At 68.4% G+C, this 17,506-nt stretch carries 18 protein-coding genes; 11 read left to right on the forward strand and 7 right to left on the reverse strand.

The annotated features are described in order from the left end of the window. Positions 1-76 precede the first annotated feature (76 nt). A complete protein-coding gene (locus tag OG439_RS24360) occupies positions 77-1,291 on the reverse strand; it encodes a PucR family transcriptional regulator (protein ID WP_326943187.1) in 1,215 nt (404 codons plus the stop codon). 358 nt (positions 1,292-1,649) lie between these two features. Here OG439_RS24360 and OG439_RS24365 point away from each other — a divergent pair, with 358 nt between their 5' ends. The 5 genes from OG439_RS24365 (at position 1,650) to OG439_RS24385 (ending at position 4,565) form a co-directional block, all read left to right on the forward strand. Continuing rightward, positions 1,650-2,357, forward strand: coding sequence for a GntR family transcriptional regulator (locus tag OG439_RS24365; RefSeq protein WP_326943188.1), 708 nt, complete (start codon positions 1,650-1,652; stop codon positions 2,355-2,357). Further along, the gene (locus OG439_RS24370; RefSeq protein ID WP_326943189.1) at positions 2,350-3,162 is read left to right on the forward strand and encodes an arginase family protein; all 813 of its coding nucleotides are present in this window, start codon (positions 2,350-2,352) and stop codon (positions 3,160-3,162) included. The genes OG439_RS24365 and OG439_RS24370 overlap by 8 nt, the downstream gene beginning before the upstream one ends. A 386-nt stretch (positions 3,163-3,548) precedes the next feature. After that, a complete protein-coding gene (locus OG439_RS24375; RefSeq protein WP_326943190.1) occupies positions 3,549-4,019 on the forward strand; it encodes an Asp23/Gls24 family envelope stress response protein in 471 nt (156 codons plus the stop codon). Then, positions 4,016-4,351, forward strand: a complete 336-nt coding sequence (locus OG439_RS24380; protein ID WP_326943191.1) for a hypothetical protein — start codon at positions 4,016-4,018, stop codon at positions 4,349-4,351. The genes OG439_RS24375 and OG439_RS24380 overlap by 4 nt, the downstream gene beginning before the upstream one ends. 37 nt (positions 4,352-4,388) lie before the next feature. Further along, positions 4,389-4,565 (forward strand): hypothetical protein, encoded by a 177-nt coding sequence (locus tag OG439_RS24385; RefSeq protein ID WP_326943192.1) that lies wholly within the window; start codon positions 4,389-4,391, stop codon positions 4,563-4,565. Positions 4,566-5,276: 711 nt separating this feature from the next. On the opposite strand, the gene OG439_RS24390 is transcribed toward OG439_RS24385, so the two are convergent. Both OG439_RS24390 and OG439_RS24395 read right to left on the reverse strand, forming a co-directional pair. Beyond that, entirely contained in the window at positions 5,277-6,569 is a 1,293-nt protein-coding gene (locus OG439_RS24390; RefSeq protein ID WP_326943193.1) for an ArsB/NhaD family transporter, read from the reverse strand. Positions 6,570-6,585: 16 nt separating this feature from the next. After that, positions 6,586-7,032 carry a CBS domain-containing protein gene (locus tag OG439_RS24395; protein WP_326943194.1) on the reverse strand — a complete coding sequence of 149 codons (447 nt, stop codon included), beginning with the start codon at positions 7,030-7,032 and terminating at the stop codon, positions 6,586-6,588. Positions 7,033-7,352: 320 nt separating this feature from the next. Here OG439_RS24395 and OG439_RS24400 point away from each other — a divergent pair, with 320 nt between their 5' ends. Both OG439_RS24400 and OG439_RS24405 read left to right on the forward strand, forming a co-directional pair. Continuing rightward, complete coding sequence (locus OG439_RS24400; protein WP_326943195.1) at positions 7,353-8,261, forward strand: ABC transporter ATP-binding protein; 909 nt, start codon at positions 7,353-7,355, stop codon at positions 8,259-8,261. Continuing rightward, complete coding sequence (locus OG439_RS24405) at positions 8,258-9,046, forward strand: ABC transporter permease (RefSeq protein ID WP_326943196.1); 789 nt, start codon at positions 8,258-8,260, stop codon at positions 9,044-9,046. The genes OG439_RS24400 and OG439_RS24405 overlap by 4 nt, the downstream gene beginning before the upstream one ends. 134 nt (positions 9,047-9,180) lie before the next feature. Here the strand turns inward: OG439_RS24405 and OG439_RS24410 are convergent, their stop codons facing one another. Further along, positions 9,181-9,483 (reverse strand): YciI family protein, encoded by a 303-nt coding sequence (locus OG439_RS24410; protein WP_326943197.1) that lies wholly within the window; start codon positions 9,481-9,483, stop codon positions 9,181-9,183. Between the two features lie 180 nt (positions 9,484-9,663). Here OG439_RS24410 and OG439_RS24415 point away from each other — a divergent pair, with 180 nt between their 5' ends. Both OG439_RS24415 and OG439_RS24420 read left to right on the forward strand, forming a co-directional pair. Continuing rightward, entirely contained in the window at positions 9,664-10,749 is a 1,086-nt protein-coding gene (locus tag OG439_RS24415; protein ID WP_326943198.1) for a hypothetical protein, read from the forward strand. 9 nt (positions 10,750-10,758) lie between these two features. Further along, positions 10,759-11,607 carry a hypothetical protein gene (locus OG439_RS24420; RefSeq protein ID WP_326943199.1) on the forward strand — a complete coding sequence of 283 codons (849 nt, stop codon included), beginning with the start codon at positions 10,759-10,761 and terminating at the stop codon, positions 11,605-11,607. A gap of 269 nt (positions 11,608-11,876) precedes the next feature. Here the strand turns inward: OG439_RS24420 and OG439_RS24425 are convergent, their stop codons facing one another. The 3 genes from OG439_RS24425 to OG439_RS24435 form a co-directional block, all read right to left on the reverse strand. Beyond that, complete coding sequence (locus OG439_RS24425) at positions 11,877-12,275, reverse strand: hypothetical protein (protein WP_326943200.1); 399 nt, start codon at positions 12,273-12,275, stop codon at positions 11,877-11,879. 1,010 nt (positions 12,276-13,285) lie between these two features. Further along, positions 13,286-15,799 (reverse strand): P-loop NTPase fold protein, encoded by a 2,514-nt coding sequence (locus tag OG439_RS24430; RefSeq protein ID WP_326943201.1) that lies wholly within the window; start codon positions 15,797-15,799, stop codon positions 13,286-13,288. Between the two features lie 186 nt (positions 15,800-15,985). After that, on the reverse strand, positions 15,986-16,189 hold the full coding sequence (locus OG439_RS24435; RefSeq protein ID WP_326943202.1) for a hypothetical protein: 204 nt from the start codon (positions 16,187-16,189) through the stop codon (positions 15,986-15,988). A 580-nt stretch (positions 16,190-16,769) separates the two neighbouring features. Here OG439_RS24435 and OG439_RS24440 point away from each other — a divergent pair. Both OG439_RS24440 and OG439_RS24445 read left to right on the forward strand, forming a co-directional pair. After that, positions 16,770-16,907, forward strand: coding sequence for a hypothetical protein (locus tag OG439_RS24440; RefSeq protein WP_326943203.1), 138 nt, complete (start codon positions 16,770-16,772; stop codon positions 16,905-16,907). Between the two features lie 58 nt (positions 16,908-16,965). After that, complete coding sequence (locus tag OG439_RS24445) at positions 16,966-17,190, forward strand: hypothetical protein (RefSeq protein ID WP_326943204.1); 225 nt, start codon at positions 16,966-16,968, stop codon at positions 17,188-17,190. Positions 17,191-17,506: the final 316 nt, after the last annotated feature.

Here is a 17,506-nt window from a genome sequence, read left to right on the forward strand (position 1 = left end):
TCACGCCGCCAAAAGAATGCCCTGACTGCCTACGTTTGGCCTAGCGTCGTTGTGCACGGTGCACAGCCGGTGCTTGTCAGGGCACGCGCGGTGGCGGGAGGAACGGCAGTGCGCGGACCACGAGAGCCAGCTCCAAGGAAAGGTCGCCACCGGTCAGGCGTTGCTCGATCAGCCCTTCGATCCGGTGGATCCGGTTGAGCACCGTGTTGCGGTGGCAGTGCAGGATCTGTGCCGAGCGGGTCGCCGACCCGCCGGTACCCACCCAGGTCGAGAGGGTCTCCAGGAGCAGTTCGCGTTCGTCGCCGCCCAGGTCGAGCAGGCCTCGCAGCCAGTTCTGCTGCAGGGACTCGGTCAGTTCGGGCGAGCTGAGCAACAGCGCCTCGGGCAGCCGTTCGGCGAGGCAGACGACCTCGGACCGGCCCGGTGGCACGGTCCTCATCGCCAGGACCGCCTGGCGGTAGGCCGCGTGCACGGCGGCCAGGCCGTCGACGACCAGGGACACCCCGGCCGGTACGGCCAGCACCGAGCCGACGGCCGCGACCACGCCGGCGACGTCGCGACCGGGTAGCGCCACCAGGCCGACGAGGACGTCGGCACGCGACTGCCAGGCCGACGGTGACCCGAGATCCTCCAGCGCGCTTCCCAGGGGTTCGGCGAAGTCGGCATCGGCGTCGCCGGGTCCGGCCGCCGCGACGACCACGTAGCGCCCGGAGATCGGCAGGCGGAGGGTGCGGGCGGCCTCGTAGGCGAACCCGGTGTCGGCAGCCCGCCCTTGCAGCAGGCCCTCCCACAGGGAGGCGCGGCGTTGTTCGTCCGCACGGACCATGCCGCGCTCGGTGGCGTGATAGGCCTGGGCGACCTGGGCCGAGATCGCGTCGACGACCTCCCACACCCGGGTCGCGAGGTCGAGCATGGCCTCGTTGTTCACCTCTCCGGTGGCCCGGGCCTGGTCGGTCAGGGCCTGCCAGACCAGGCGCCCGCCGAGCCGGAAGGAGCGCAGCACGTCGTCGAGCGGCAGCTGCTGCTCGGCGCGGCGACGCCCGGTGGCGCGGGCCGCGTCGTAGAAGTCTTCGGCGTCGCCGGCGTGACCGATGAGCTGGAGCACGCGCCGGAGGTTGTCGTGGCACGAGTGCCACAGGTCGTCCCGCGGCACGACGTCGACCAAGCGGTAGCCGGGGTTCTGGTCGCCGATCACGGAGACCAGGCCGTCGGTCAGCCGGTCGAGGCCGCCGAGCACGCTGGCCGCGAGCGACCGCGCCGTGTCGCCGTCGTCCACCCGCACGTCAGTCATCCGCACCCACCGTCGTCGCCCCGCGCCCGGGGATTCGGAACCGATGGCCGCGCGGATCGGATGAGCGGATGTGTGGTGGTCGTGGTCAACCCGATCCGCGCCATCCCTCGCGCGGGACATCGCCGTGCCGAACCGGACGCCCGCGAGGGCAGTATCGGCCGCCCGATGCGAATCCGCCAACCGCGAACCAGCGCCTTGCCGGATTGCCGGACAATCTGACAACCTATAGGGCAGACTGCGTCAAAAGAGGAGGTCGGCTGGTGCGAACCCTTGACGGCGGTGACGTCGGACCTTCGGTCAGCATGACCGAGGCGATCGCGTCGGTGCACGAGGATGCCCCGCGGGGAGGCTGGTGACCGTGGCGGATCCGAGCACCGGCCTGGGTGCGAGCATCCGGCGACAGAGCACCACCGAGCAGGCCGCCGAAGCCGTCCGGCAGGCCATCCTCTCCGGCCGGCTGCCGCCAGGCACTCCCCTGCGCGAAGCCGCCCTCGCCACCGAACTCGGCGTCTCCCGCAGCACCCTCCGCGAAGCCGCGCGAACCCTCGAAAGCGAAGGCCTCGTCCGCTACCAGATGAACCGCGGCATCGTCGTCGCCGACGTCACCGGGCCGGACATCACCGACATCTACGCCGCCCGCGCCGCCGTGGAACTGGCCGCAGCCGACGCCCTCACCGGGCACCGCGACCCGGAGATCTACCAAACCCTGGCCGACCTGGTCGACCAGATCGAACGCGCCTTCGACCGCGGCGACACGGCCGCCGCGCTCGACGGTGACCGGCTCTTCCACGCCACCCTGGTCGCGGCCACCGGCAGCCCCCGGCTGCGCCGCATCCACGAACAGCTCCAGCAAGAACAGCGCCTCGCCCTGGCACTGGCCGAACGCTCCCGCCGTGAACTCGGCCGCACCACCGACGACCACCGCCGGCTACTGGAAGCCCTGCACGGCAGCCCCGGGCAAGCCAGGGCGGAACTCACCGCACACCTGCACGCCGGCGCCGCCGAGCTGCGACGGCTGCTCGACCTGCTCACCCACCGGAACGCAGAAGAGGCACCTCGTGGCTGACCACCGCATCGACGGCGCGTGGGACCTGATCGTCACACCCTGGCACCTCGACGAGCACATCCCGGCCTTCCCGATCCCCGCCACCGCGACTCAGGTCGTCCGTCCGCCCCTCCCCACCGGGCCCGTCCCCGCCCGGATGAACCTGCTACACCGAGCCGCCTTCGACGCGGTGACACAGGCCGCCAAGCCCTTGGTGCTCTCCGGCGATTGCCCCACCTCCCGCGCGTCGGTGGCGGCGCTGCAGCGCCGCCACCCCGACCTGGCCGTGCTGTGGCTCGACGCCCACGGCGACTTCAACACCCCCGCCATCTCGACCAGCGGCTACGTCGGCGGCATGGCACTGGCCATGCTGACCGGCCGCACACCCGGCCTGTTCGACGACACACTCGGCCTGCAACCCGTCCCCGACGCCGGCATCGTGCTCGCCGACGCCCGCGACCTCGACCCCGCCGAGCGCGACGCCCTCACCACCAGCCACGTCCACCGCGTGCCCGCCGACCCCGCCGCGATCACCGCAGCTCTCGACCGGCTCGGCCCGGTCCCCGTCTACCTCCACCTCGACATCGACGTCATCGACAGCGCCGAACTGCCCGGCGCACGCTTCCCCTCCGGCCCCGGCCCCTCCCTCGCCCGGATCGAGGAATGCCTCGCCGCCGCCTGCACCACAGCCGACGTCACCGCCGCCTACATCGCCTGCGCCTGGCTACCCGAGCACGCCAACGACCAGACCAGCCGCCAGACGATCACCCGCCTCACCACAGCACTCGGCGCCGACCTGACCTGGCACGAACCCGCCGGCAGCTGACCGTCCAGCCAGGCGCTCGGCCGCCCACGCGAGACGGCCATCAGGCCCCGGAAATCGTCGTCGTCCTGTGGTCAGCTTGCATGCACGCCTCGGCCTTCCTTGATGCTCAACGCAGCCGGCGGCGGGGTCTGGGCCGGGACAAAACGCCACGGGTGTGTACCCGCAGAACCGACAGCAGTGTCCGTCCACGGCGGGAACCGGCCACCGATCGGGCTTGCCTGGTCCGGGCGACCCCGCCAGATCCGCGTCGGTGATTCCTGCAGGAGACCGGGGTCACACGATCGGGCCGTGACGATTCACTACGACCCGGGTCGTAGTGACGTGGAAGTGCGGCGAACCCCGCGAACTTCCGCTCCAGGCAACGAAACTCGATCCGAGGAGCAGCCATGACGAACCCCGCCGTCACCAAGACCCCCGCCCACTCGACCGTGATCGAGCCGGCCGCCACCGGAGCGCTGGTGTCGAAGCAGGGCGTCACCACCATCGCCGACACCGTCGTGGCCAAGGTCGCCGGTCTGGCCACCCGCGAGGTCTCCGGGGTGTTCGCCCTCGGCGGCGGCGCTGCCCGGGCGTTCAGCGCGATCCGCGAGCGCATCCCCGGCGCCTCGGCCTCGGTCGCGCAAGGTGTGTCGGTCGAGGTCGGCGAGCGCCAGGCCGCCGTCGACCTGCAGATCCTCGTCGAGTACGGCGTCTCCATCTCCGACGTCGCCCGCTCGGTCCGCCGCAACGTCATCACCGCGGTCGAGCAGACCACCGGCCTGGAGGTCGTCGAGGTCAACATCAACGTCTCCGACGTGCACATCCCCGGTGACGGCAACGAGGACGACACCACGGTCGTCACCGGCCGCGTCCAGTGAACGCCGGCGTCGAGATCGACGCCGACCGCATCGCCGTCGCCGTGACGGCCCTCCCGAGCGTGGCGGGCCTGCACAGCGGCCGGTTCGGCGAGATCGCCACCCTGCTGCCCGGCCGCCGGATCCCCGGCGTCCGGATCCGGCCCGACGAGATCACCGTCGGCGTCACCGGCCGCTACCCGGCCACCGTCACCCGGATCTCCCTCGACGTCCGCGGCGCCGTCGGGCCGGTCGACCGCCCGGTGCACGTCCGGATCGGCGACTTCGCCGCCCCCACGGCCATCGAGGTCACGCTCGAGAGCCCGGACGCCGTGTCCGCGCCACCGCTTTCCTGAGCCGCCCGGGCCGATCGCCACAGCAAGGAGAACAACCATGACCGCCACCCAGCTCGGCCTGCTCACCGGCCTGGCCCTCGGTCTCGCCGCGGCGTTCGGCGGCTTCGGCGCCTTCGTGATCGTGCTGATCCTCGCCGCGCTCGGCCTGCTCGTCGGCCGTGTGCTGGACGGCAAGCTCGACCTGTCCCAGCTGACCGGCCGCGACCGGGGCTGAGCCGCCGTGACCACCGCAACCTGCCGAGCCTCCCGTCCCGGACCGCGCCGGCGGACCTGGACGAACGCGGCAGGCTCACGATCACCGGCCGGACGCTCGAGCGGATCGCCGCCCGCGCGGCCACCGAGGCAGCGCCGCCAGGAGAACGGCGCCGAACACCGACGTCAGCCACGGACCGCGCAGAGGGCTGCGCCAAGCGAACCGTCACCTGCCATCAGGTGACCCTACGACCGTGGCGGCACCAGCGACGTCGCCGGCGTTCCCCGGTAAGGAAACCCGCAAGGATCTCTTGTGGACGTTCACTCGTCCGGGGTGCCTGGCCATCGGCACGGGGACGCTGACCCGGATCGCGTCACGCCCGGCACTGCTCGGGGGCCTGCGGCTCGTCCCGGCCGGCCGGGTCACCGAGCTCGACCACGCACCGGCCGCTCGCTTCGGCGCGCGTCGGACGTTCCGGCCGAACACCGCGGGGCCGCAATCGTGCGGCCTGTTCCGCATCACGACTCCGTGCGCGGCGGAAACCGATGCAGCCGAAAAGAAACCCCCGTCGATGAGGGACATTGCCCTCTCCTGTCGTGAGCCTGGCCTTGCGTGCCCCTCGCGAGCGCACCCGTCGACAGGTGCGGATACCCCGTTGTCCGGGGCGCTAACCGTGTCGGGAAACAGGAGTCGCTCTCGCCTTGGTCCATCCACAATGGACTTCCGGCGGTCTTACGAGAACACGAAGTACCGCAGCCACAGGTACGGCGCGGCGATCAGCACCGTCAGCAGCGTGACTTGCGCGCCCTTGCGGGTGAACTCCCAGAACGAGATCGGGCTCCCCGACCGCGCCGCGATCCCCAGCATCACCACGTTGGCACTGGCGCCGATCGCGGTCATGTTGCCGCCGAAGTCCGCGCCCAGCGCCAGCGACCACCACAGCGCGTCGGCATGCCCGGGGTCCGGGATGTCCTGCGTCAGCGCGAGCACCAGCGGGCTCATCGTGGCCACGTAAGGGATGTTGTCGATGACGCCGGACAGCAGCGTGGACACGACGAGGATCAGCATCACCGCCACCAGCGCGTCGCCGCCGGTGGCATCCGCGGCGAGCTTCGCCAGGTCGCCGATCACCCCGGTCTTCACCAGGGCACCGATCATCACGAACAGCCCGGCGAAGAACAGCAGCGTCTCCCACTCCACCCCGGCGAGGTAGGCCGACGGCTCGGTGCGGGAGATCAGCACGAGTACCCCGGCACCCAGCAGCGCGACCACCGAGGGCTCGATGTGGAACAGCGAGTGGCCGACGAAGCCCGTGAACACCGCCAGCAGCACGACGCCGCACTTGATCAGCAGGCCGCGGTCGCGGATCGCCTCGCGTTCGTTGAGCCGCATCACGTCGGCCACCCGGGCCGGGTCGACGTCGAACGAGCCGCGGAACACCCAGCGCAGCGCCAGCGCGAACGCGACCACCTCGATCGCCACGATCGGCGTCAGGTTCAGCAGGAAGTCGTTGAACGACAGCCCGGCCCGGCTGCCGATGATGATGTTGGGCGGGTCGCCGATCAGCGTTGCGGCCCCGCCGATGTTCGACGCCAGCACCTCGGCGATCAGGAACGGCGTCGGCTTGATGTCCAGGCGGTCGCAGACCAGCAGGGTGACCGGGGCGATCAGCAGCACCGTCGTGACGTTGTCCAGGAATGCCGACGCGACCGCGGTGATCACCACCAGCAGCACCATGATCCGCAGCGGCGAGCCCTTGGCCCGCTTCGCCGCCCAGATCGCGATGTACTCGAACACGCCGGTGCGGCGCAGCACGCCGACGATGATCATCATGCCGAGCAGCAGGAAGATGACGTCCCAGTCGATCCCGGTGTCGTGCGAGTAGAACGCGTCCTCGGAGCCGGTCACCCCGAGGGCGAGCACGACGCCGGCGCCGGCCAGCGCGGCGACCATCTTCGGGATCTTCTCGGTGGCGATGAAGACGTAGGCGACGACGAACACCACGACGGCGAGCACGGTGCTCATCACGCCGCTCCCGGGTTCAGTGGTGCGCGAGCGCCAGTTCCAGCAGCCGTGACGCCGAGATCACGCCGAGCAGCTTCTTCTCCTCCATGACCGCGACCAGCGGGCAGCGCAGGCGGGCCATGATCGCCGCGACCTCCACCATCGTGTCGTCGGCCTGCACCCGCGCCAGCTCCGCCGGCTTGTCCGGCAGCAGCGAGCGGACCGTCTTGCCGCTCAGCTTGCCCGCGACCCGGTCGGCCATCGACTCGTCGAGCACCCCGGCCAGCGACGGGTCGTCCCGGACGTAGCCGGGCACCAGGAACTGGACCACTTCGGACGCGGGCAGGATCGACCGCGGGCAGCCCGCGGCGTCGGTCACGACGAGGCCCGGCAAGCGGCGTTCCGCCAGCAGCCGGGCCGCGTCCAGTGCGTCGGAGTCCAGATCGACGACCGGGTACTCCTCGGCCATCTCCACGGCGTGCATCTGCCCAGCTTACGACCGTCCGGGACGGTTCGCGATGACGCTTCACCGGTACGAGCGCCATGAAAATTCCGTCCTCGAGCCGCGACCTCCACCCGCGCCGGGCGAAGGGCCGACCAGACTTCCCGGCACACCTGAGCGTAAAGATGCCGCAAAGACCACCGGCGAGCAACTCGGATCCGCCGCGGGTGAACAACGCCGAACGTCCACTGTAGAACGTCCGGGTGACCGCGGTCCGGGCCGCGCGAACCGGGAGTATCGTCGACGCCGGTGTGCCGGGAAGCCTGGTCGGCGTGATTCCGCCGACCCCGGGAGAGCACACCATGACCCCAGCCATCGACGCCGACGGCCTGACCAAGCGCTACGGCGACGTCACCGCGGTGGAAGACCTTTCACTCACCGTCGAACCGGGCGAAATCCACGCGTTGCTCGGCCTCAACGGCGCCGGGAAGACGACCACGATCCGCATGCTGCTCGGCATGGTCCGCCCCACCGCTGGCCGGGTGGCACTCCTGGGCACCCGGGTCCGGCCGGGCACCCGGGCGATCTGGGCCCGCGTCGGCTACCTCGTGGAAACCCCGGCGGCCTACCCCGAGCTGACCGTCACCGAAAACCTCCTGGTCGCCGCCCGGCTGCGCGGCCTGACCGGCCCCGGACCGGTGTCCGACGTGATCGCCCGGCTCGACCTCGGTACTTACGCGCACGTCCGCGCCCGGACACTCTCCCTCGGCAACGCGCAACGGCTCGGGCTCGCCAAGGCACTGATCCACCGGCCTGCGTTGCTCGTGCTGGATGAACCCGCCAACGGCCTCGACCCGGCCGGGGTCGCCGAGATCCGTACCCTGCTGAGCGAACTCGCCCACGACGGCGTCGCGGTGCTGCTGTCCAGCCATATCTTGACCGAAGTGGCCCGCACCGCGGACCGCATCTCGGTGCTCGCCGACGGCCGGCTCGTCTGGGCGGGCGACACCGGCGACCTCGTGGCCCAGGCCCGGCCACGGCTGAGCGTCGGCGCGCGCGACCTGGGCGCCGCGTCGACGGCGCTGCGGGCGGCCGGACACCCCGCCGAGCCGGGCCACGGCACCTGCCTGGTGCTCACCGGTGACCGCGCGATCGGGCATCCCGACGAAATCGCGACGCTGCTCGTGGCCGCCGGCTGCCCGCCCACGCGTCTCGCGATCGAGGAGGACGACCTGGAGACGTGCTTCCTGCGCCTGGTCGGCACCCGATGAGCGCCACGACCGCCGCGATCGGAACCGAACTGCTGAAAGCGCGCCGATCCCGCCTGCCGTGGGTCACCGTGAGCGCGTTCACCATCGCCGCCGCGTTCGGCGGCCTGGTGATGTTCATCCTCCAGGACCTGCGGCGAGCCCGGTCCCTGGGCCTGCTCGGCACGAAGGCCGCGCTGACCGGCGGCACCGCCGACTGGCCCGCGTACTTCGCGCTGCTCGCCCAGACCGTCGCGGTGGGCGGCGCGCTCCTGTTCGGCCTGATCGTGGTGTGGCTGTTCGGCCGCGAATTCAGCCAAGGCACGGTGAAGGACCTGCTGGCCCTTCCCACCGCGCGCACCACGATCGTCGGCGCGAAGTTCGCCGTCGCCGCCGTGTGGTCCCTGCTGCTGGCCTGCTACCTGTTCGCCCTCGGCCTGCTCGCCGGCGCCGTCATCGGCCTGCCCGGCTGGTCCCCCGCGATCGCCCTCCGCGGGCTGGCCGAACTGCTGGTCACCACGGTCCTGACCGTATTGCTGGTGACGCCGTTCGCGCTGGCCGCCAGCACCGGCCGCGGTTACCTCGCCGGTGTCGCCGCGATGATCGCCGCGGTCTTCTCCGCGCAGGTCGTCACCTTGCTCGGCTACGGGCGGTACTTCCCGTGGTCGGTGCCCGCGCTGTACACCCGGCTCGCCGGTCCCGGCAGCGACCCGCCCGGCGCACTCGGCTTCACCTTGGTCTCGCTGGTGGGCGTTGCGGGCATCGCGGCCACGACGGCCTGGTGGCGCCAAGCCGACCACGACCGCTGAGCGGCCGTCACACGTTCTCGGCGGCCCGGCCGAGGCCATCCGGCCCCATACCAGCCGGGCCGCTCCCGTCGGCGCTCGTTACGCCTCGAACCCCGCGAGCGGACGAACCTCGATCGGCACCGTGATCGCGGCGGTCACCCGGGCCGCCCAGCCCAGCGCAGCGTCGAGGTCCCCGGCCTCGATGAGGTAAAGCCGCCGAGGTGCTCCCGTCCTTCGGCGAACGGGCCGTCGGTGGTCAGCACCTCTCCCCCGGACTCCCGGACCACCCGCGCGGCACCCGGATCGCTCAACCGGGCACTGAACAGCCACGCCCCAGTCGCCTTGAGTTCCTTCTCCACCTCGCCGAGCAGCTGCTGCGACCGATGCATCTGCTCCGCGGTGGGCTCTTCACGAACTTCACCGTCGACACCGTGTACAGACAACAAGAACTGGGTCATGACCACTCCTCTCGACGGGCGGTTCCCGCCGCTCACCCGTCATACGAACGAGTGTGGCCCGAATCGACAGACCCAGCCTCGTCAACACTTCTTCGGACGAAGCGACATCTCGTGGACGGACGCGCCGCCGCGGCGACGACGTGGTCGTTCGCGTCATCGTGTTCGAAGGAGGCGGCGCTCATGGGCATCGGCAAGCGGCTGGCACGCAAGGCGGTGCGTCGCACCGTTCCCCGCTCGGTCCGGCGCGCAGCGCATCCCGTTCGAACGGTGAAACGCGCCGTGACACCTCGACCGGTGCGGCAGGTCAGCCGCGCGATCCACACCGTCACCAATCCTCTCGGCGCAGCCGAGAACCTGCTCATCAACAGCGTCACCGGCTCACGAAAGCGCGGCCGGCGGACGACCGCCAGTACTCGCTCCCGCACCGCACCGACGCGCACTCGTTCGGCTGCGCCCGCCGTCACCGCCACCGATGTGAGGGCCGCCGAAGGCGCAGCGTCCCACCATCACCTCGCCGAGCTCATGGCCGTCCAACGTGAACGCTTCAGCCCGGCGCAGCGGCCGATCATCCCACTCCCGGCCCCGGCCGATCCTGCGGCCTTCCAGCAGCAGGAGTGGGCGAAGATCAAGCACGACGCCCGGCCCTGGCAACGCGCGCGGCGCCGGGAGCTGCGTCAGGTCTCGGACGGCCGAGGCGCTCAGCTGGCCGCGGAGTTCACCGCACGAGCTCAGGCGCACCGCCGGACCCAGCAGACCCAGGCCGACGCGTGGTGGGCAGCGTTGCAGCAAGGACGGCCTCCGGTGCTTCGCGCCGCCTTGGACGCGGCGTTCGCGGACAACCCCGCCCCGGTCCGGATCGTCAACGCGGAACGGCACAGCGCCGAGCTGGTCGTCCTGCTCCCCGGGTTCGAGGTGCTGCCCGCCAAGAAGGCACACGTCACACCCACCGGGCGCTTGTCGAGCAAGGCGTGGACCAAGACCGAACTCAACAACGTCTACGCCGAACTGCTCGGTGCCCACCTGCTCGCCACCGTCCGGGAAACCTGGGCCACCGGTCCCTCGCTGACCCATCTGAAGGTGACCGGCCTCCGCCGGGGCCCCGGCGGCGCCGACGAGCACCTGTTCGCCGTCGAGGTCGACCGCGCGAGCGTGGCCTGGCACGACGACGGTGCCGGAGCGGCCATTCTCGATGCGGCTCCGCACGGCCTCAACCGGGTGGGCAAGACGCGCGACGTACGACCTCGGTCCGCAAGCGCGAGCGTATAGGCACGGCGCTTGAACGGGACGTGCTCGACGCCGGCGTGCGAGAACGAGTCCCGATGGCCCAGGATCAGGCGGGCCATCGGCTTTTGCGATCACTGCCTGGCCGACCTGATCGCGAAGTGCGACGCGACAGCGATCGCACTCGGAGACGCGCCTCGCGCGCGGTTCCGCACCCGGCACAAACCTTGCGGCGCGATCGTCGACGTCTCACTGGCGATGATCCGGCGAGGAGGCTGGGTCTGCCAGATGTGCAAGTGGATCGAGCACGGCGCGGAGAACCGCCGGCTCGGGTACCCCAACCTCGTCGGTGATTGGCCCGTCGAACGACAAGAGCAGCTCCTCGCCGCGGCGGGGATGAGGTCCCTGCATCCACTCGGCGACCAGGACGGCAACGGTCCGCTCAACGTCGAATGCCTGGAATGTGGCGCCGCCCAGGCCGACACGCTCTTCGGCGTCTCCGAAGGAATCCGCCTGTCCTGGCTTTCCTGCGCCGAATGCAACGCGAAGCGGTTCAAGCCGACGCAGGAGACCATCCGAACACGAATGGAGTCGCTGGGCCTCCGCCTCGTCGGCGAGTTCACCGGGGATCCCGGGCTGCCGCTGTCTGCGGTGTGCACCCGCTGCTCGACGCCGCGGGCCGTGTCTCGGACCGCGGTCTGCGGCGGGAGCCCACCGTGCTTGCGCTGCGACGGGTCCAAACTGGACCCGGACGCGCCGCATCGCGTCTACTTGATCGACTTCCCGCACCTCGGGGACCGCGGCGTCTACAAGGTCGGCATCACACACTGCGCGAACGGCAATCGCTTACGCAGCCATGAGAAAGCAGGAGGGACGGTACTGGCGACGATCGAGGTTGCGTGACCTGCTTCCGCACGGCGGCACCACCGAGTGCTGGTCACGCCACGCCGGCTACCCGGACCTTGCCGAAGTCGCGGCCCGCTGACCAGTACGGAGGGTGTCACCGCGTCCTCGGCGTCTGCCTTCCAGTCCCAGCGATCCCGGATCTCGATGAACTCGGCCCAGCTGCGGATCGAACGGATCGGCGGCCCTGGCAGCGTGAGTCGGACTGCGAGCGTCGTCTGCGGCGTCGCGCTGCCGGTGATCACGGTGTCCAGACGCAAGACCGAGCCTCAAACTTCGGCCCAAGTCATCCAGTCGTCGCCCTCACGTTGCACGCCCCACGCCACCGCCAGTTCCTCGACCATCAGGCGGCCCAGTGCGGCAGCAGCGATGGCCGGCTCGACCCGCAGCGGAGAGGCCGCCGGAGTGCAAACCACCTCGATGTGAGCTGCAGCCGGCATGTCGAACCGGCACAAGTGGACCTCACGCAACCGGCTGCCGTGCCGTTCGGCGTCCGTCACCAGCTCATCCACCATGATGAGGAGGTCGGTCAACCGGGCCGGCGACATGTCCGCGAACACCTCGGCGGCCACCCGGCGCGCTTCGGCACCGGCCGGGACACCAGGCAGCAGGCCACCAGACGACGCGCAGAGAGTGACAATGGCGGGCGGGAAATGGCCCACGGTCACCACTCCTCGCGGTTGAAAGCCCTTCCACCCGTCTACCCGGCATCTGTGACGCGTACACCTGAATCAAGGCGCCGTGAACGACCATCGTGTCCTCAGAACGGCGCCGATCAAGGTCTTCTGACCGCGGGACCCGTCCGTCAACGAACAGCCCGGACCCGCTGCGGTGCATTTGACGTCGCGCCGGTTCCCGATGAGCCAGGGTGCCGGACGCCCTTCGTACGTTGCCGGCGCAAGGGCTTGGACTCTGTAGCTGCCGGCAGCGGCGAGCTGCCGCGCCAGGGGGCACCGCAACTTCCCGCTGCCGCCGACGACTGCAGCGGTCACCGATCATCACGCCGGAGCACTTCAGCGTGTCGCGCCGAGGGCGGCCAGCGTGCCGATGCGACGCACGGTTACGGATTCGTGACGAGCTGGCCCGTCCTACGGTCACGTCAGCCGCAGCGTCAGCGGCCGACGGGCTGCCGTTGGACGATCGTCAAAGTGGAGAGTAAATGGCCTCTTGACTCAGGACACAAAGAAGCCCAGGCCTCTGGCCTGGGCTTTTGCTCCCCCGCTTGGACTCGAACCAAGAACCCTCCGGATTATTGGTTCGAGTTATTTCGGGTCGACGTCAGTCGCTCTGGCTGGAATGTTTGCAATAGCTCACGCTCTCAGTCGAAGTCAGTTGACCTCGTTCGACCTGCAATTTCGCCCTTAAATCGCCCCGCGTTCGACAGCCGGGACCGGACACACCCACAGCGGTACATCACACGACGGCTCGACCACACATAGCAAACGGGCCGCGCCGGTCCAGTTTGCGTTACCTCGTAACCGACGGGGCGACACCGAACCCGCGAGCCTGTCAACGCGGACAACGTCGAGCACGCCCTCAATTCTGTCAGTTGCTCGACCTCATCCACATGGTCGAAGCGCGGTCGCCAGAGGCGATCGCCGCCAACGCCCGTTAGTTATGATGCGCCGAGGCATCAACCCGGCCGCAACTCTGACCGTCGCCGAAGAAGGCGACCTACTCAGGCGAATCTGTTCGCCACTCTCTGCCAGCGAACGAGGGAGACGACCGGCAGTTCCAGCACCTCGGCAGAGACTGCCAGCAGGTCGTCCACTCGCCTGCGAGACCTTACGTCGCAGAAGTCACGCTGGCCAATCAGCCAATCATGAATGGAAAGGTCGCTTGAAGGTTCGATCTTGCTCAGCGCGGAACCGGCGGCAGGCGATAGGCTGGTGATCACCGCGACGACGATCACCAGCTCGATAGCGTGCCCGGCAAGGGATTCATGGCCCTCAGCATCGACCATGACACGCGCCTTTGTCACCCGGTAAATGTTCAAGAAACGCTTTGCGCGTCGTGGAGAGACGCCGACTAAGGGTGCGACTACATCGAAGGCCTGCAACTCGTCTTCATCGAGCTGCATCGCCGAGACGATCAAGTCGAGCTCGACGTCCTCGCGGGGCGTCGGCCGGTTCGTGGGCGGAACACGCTCCGATGAACCGGGTACGCCGATGCTGGCCGACGTCTCCGCGTTCGCATGTTCGACAGAAGCCAGCTGGGCAGCCCCCGCGACGGCACGAAGGAAGCTGCTACTCCGCTCAGGCGTCATAGCGGGAAGACGGTAGGTCAGCTGGAATATCTTGTCGAGGTAGTCGCCCGGCGAAGCCGAAGACGTCTCGTCTCCTGAGTCGGCTAGAACTGGGTGCACCTGCTCAAGGGAGTGCGTGAGCCATTCGCCGTCGACACCGACCACCACGACGAACAACGGCAAGGCCAGAAGCAGATGAACCGCCTCGAGGACGAGCGTAACGGTCTCGGGCGTACATCGATCGAGATCGTCGATGTATAGGACGATGCGGTCGATGCCACCCTCCGCATCCGAGGCCGCCAGCGAATGGCGTAGATACTGATCTAGGTCGCGAAGATCTCGATGAACGAGGGACACCACCCCGAGATACTTCCCGTAGTCGCCACTCTGCGCACGCTCGGCCAAGTAGCACTCGAGGAGTCTTGGACCAGTTAGTTCTGACACCTTTTCTTGGGCGCCAGCCTCTTCTCGAACGGCACAGTCCAGCTCTTGCTGGGCACGATTGAGCGCGCTCTCCGCAGACGCCAGCCGTTCGCGCACTACGGCTTCGCTCTGCTTGATCCGGGCTTCCGCCTCAGCGCGTTTGTGTTCCAACGTGCGTTGAACTCGCTCCGCCGGAGCCAGGAGCGATCGAGCAAGCCCGGCTTGACGCGTGATCCAGGCAGCGACCCCGCTGGCCACCGCGGCCAGTTGCGACACCGCTCCCACAGTCGGCGCGAGCCAACTCTGACTCCAGTCGATCACCGCGCTCAACACCAAGCCTGCCACTCCCACCATCACGGCCACGAGGAGACCTAGGACCAACGGCGACTTGTACCACCGTCCGGCCGTCGCCAGCAGGCGTGCGCGGCCGACTATCGTCCGAACCTGTTTGGCGGCCTCGACGAGTTCCCGCGCGCTGTTGCCCAAAGCGGGAAGGCCGAGACTGCCGGCCGCCTCGCTGAGTTGCATCTTCAGATTCGGGTCCGCCGACACTTCCGCCCAGGCATCCCTCAGGGTCACCTCGGCGGCTTCGACCCGCGCCTCCTCCTGCTCACGCTGCAGTTCGGCAAGCTGGGCCCGCCGCCGAGTGACAGCGAGCTGCGCTTCGTGGAGCTTCGACTCGGCGCCGCTCTTAGTTTCCCGGAGACTCTCGACATGCATCAAAGCCTGGTCGAGCACCTGCCCAGGCTTGGGGCCAGCGTTGTGCAAGGAGGAAAAGATCTGGTGAACAAGACTCGCCCACAGGTTACCATCGGCGTAGTGCCAGGCATTGAACCAAACACTGACGACCTTCCGACAGAACGCACCATCCCGAGCCGCCAAGAACCGGATCTCGTCTTCAAGCGTTCGCATGAAGAAAGATTTGCCACTTCCCCACTCTCCGTAAACTCCGAGGGCCAGCGGCGGCGACATCGAGACAGAAGAAATTAATGCCGCAATCGAAGTGGCGTCGTCTCGAATCCCGAGCAGATCCTCACCTTTGACCGTCTCTCCAGAAAACGCCGGAACAGCAATCTTGACCGGGTCCGGCGGACGAATCAAGTCCAGGACATCCAGCAGTTCCCCGAAGGCTCTTCCAGCGAACTTTTCCACGACAAGCCGACGAAAAACTGCAAGATCGTCCGGAATCAGGTTAAACGCATTTCGAGAAGTAGCCACCACTACGACCTTCTGACCGATCCTAGGCCGATGAGCCGCCAAGTTGCGCAGGGTTGCGAAGACAACCGACGGCCGAAAGCCTTTCTCAACCTGCTGACTGCCATGTAAGGAAAACACAGCCAAGATAATGTCGTAGCGTTCATGCAAGTGCAGTTGCTCGACGGTAATATCTCCGGAGCTTCCCTCGATGAAGAGCTGATCGGCGAATACTCGATCATATCCCTCTTGGATCAGTCTTCTCGTGAGATCGTCGGCCTTCCTGACGGCGTCGGCAGTCAGGGAGAGAACCAAGACGCGTTTGCTCACATCGTGGGCGCTTCGGCCAGGTGACTGAAGGGGCGGGGAACTATGCATCGTGACCGACAAGTCGCGTGAGGTGGGCCAGCCGTTACATTGCGACGAGCCAGCTCACGACGGCGGAACGAGTCAAGCCCAGCCGAGGTCATCTTGGCTGCAACGAAACGGCCTGAGGGAGTAAAGTCTCGGCATAGACTACGCATTTCCCGCCGGAATGCGGCCGGAGTGGCCCTGGTCAAGATCGTCTGCGATCCTCGCCACAAGTAGGTGGCCCTTCTCGTCGCGCAACGCCAGGCGCAGGTCTGGGACTGGCTCGCCCGACATCCTCACCGTTCCCGTCAGCGTGCTGCAGATTTCCAACTCCAGATCCATCTCTCCGTCGCAGCCGAGCGTGATCACCCATCCGATGCCGGGGATCTCACCTTCTCAGCCGGACATCACGGTCGCGCGCACCTCGTCGTAGGCGTCCGTCGCCGCCGGGCCGAGTGGCCACCGTGGCGGTCGGTCACCCTGACGTGGGTGCTCACCGCTGGCCGGACCTGTCTCGTGCCCGATGTGAACCTCGGGACTCCTGCCCCTGCGGCCAACGGCGACACCGTCCGCGCGAACTACGCGCGCCCACCGTCCGCCGAACTGAAGGTACACATGCTCAGTAACTCCGCTGGGCGGGGTGACCACTGCCGGAGGTACGACCACAGCGCACATCCCCACCGCGTACGGCCGCGAGCCCGGTCCGCCGCTGTCTGACCGATAAACAGTGACTATGTCACCTCGTCGCGAATCACATCCTTCACAACCTTGCGGTCTGGAGCCAAGAAGTCGCAAAAGTAGTCAAACGACAGGAAGAACCTCCACTCCGAGCCCGGTATTCACACCAATGGGCCAAGGTGGGCAGCGATGACCACGGACCGTGGCATGGTGGTTCGACCGGCTGGCGTCGAGCGCGCTAACCAGCCGCGACGACATGGAGATATGACCGATGAAGAACGCGTGGAAGCTCAGCAACAAGCAGACCGGCCACACTCGCACGTCCAGCCTCAATTTGAGCTGGGAGCTGCACTGCGACCCGATCTCCGACAACTACACCCCGGACGAATCGACGCCGTGGATCTGCTGAAGCTTGGGCCAAACGTTACTTCCCCGATCCGACCGCGGAGAAGTTGTACGGTCCAGGCATGGTGGGCATCAGCTGGTTCGTCGACGGAGCAGAGAGTAGCACTTTTGAGGGAGCACCGTTCACCGCCCATGTCTTCAATCTCACGACACACGAAGACTTCCTCTCCGCCTACACGTGGCCGCGTCACGCCGATGACAACACGCCGCTGAACTGGCTGAAACTGCCGGTGGCGGACAAGCTATGGAGACACGAACGTGGCGACAGGGGCGGATTCCTGCAGTAGGCCACCGGATGGAAACCCTCACCGCCGCAGCCCGCAGTTCACCTCCCGGGCTTGCTCGCGGCAGTACCCGAACTCCACGGAACGGTGCCATACCGACCGCGCGCCACTGAGTAGCTACGCCGCCCCAGCCGCCCGCCGCGGTAACGTCGCGACCGCCGCAGGTCCCCCGGACCCCGATGGCTTCCGCGTGCGCCCGCCTCGGCCACCAAGACGTCGGCGTCCAAATCCTCCGCCACCGCAGCGGTTTCCGCCGCAGTCGACTGCACACCCACCGACACGACGATGGCGGCCGCACGAAGCACGGCCAGCATGTACT

The organism is Amycolatopsis sp. NBC_01307 (assembly GCF_035975215.1).
GTDB lineage: Bacteria > Actinomycetota > Actinomycetes > Mycobacteriales > Pseudonocardiaceae > Amycolatopsis.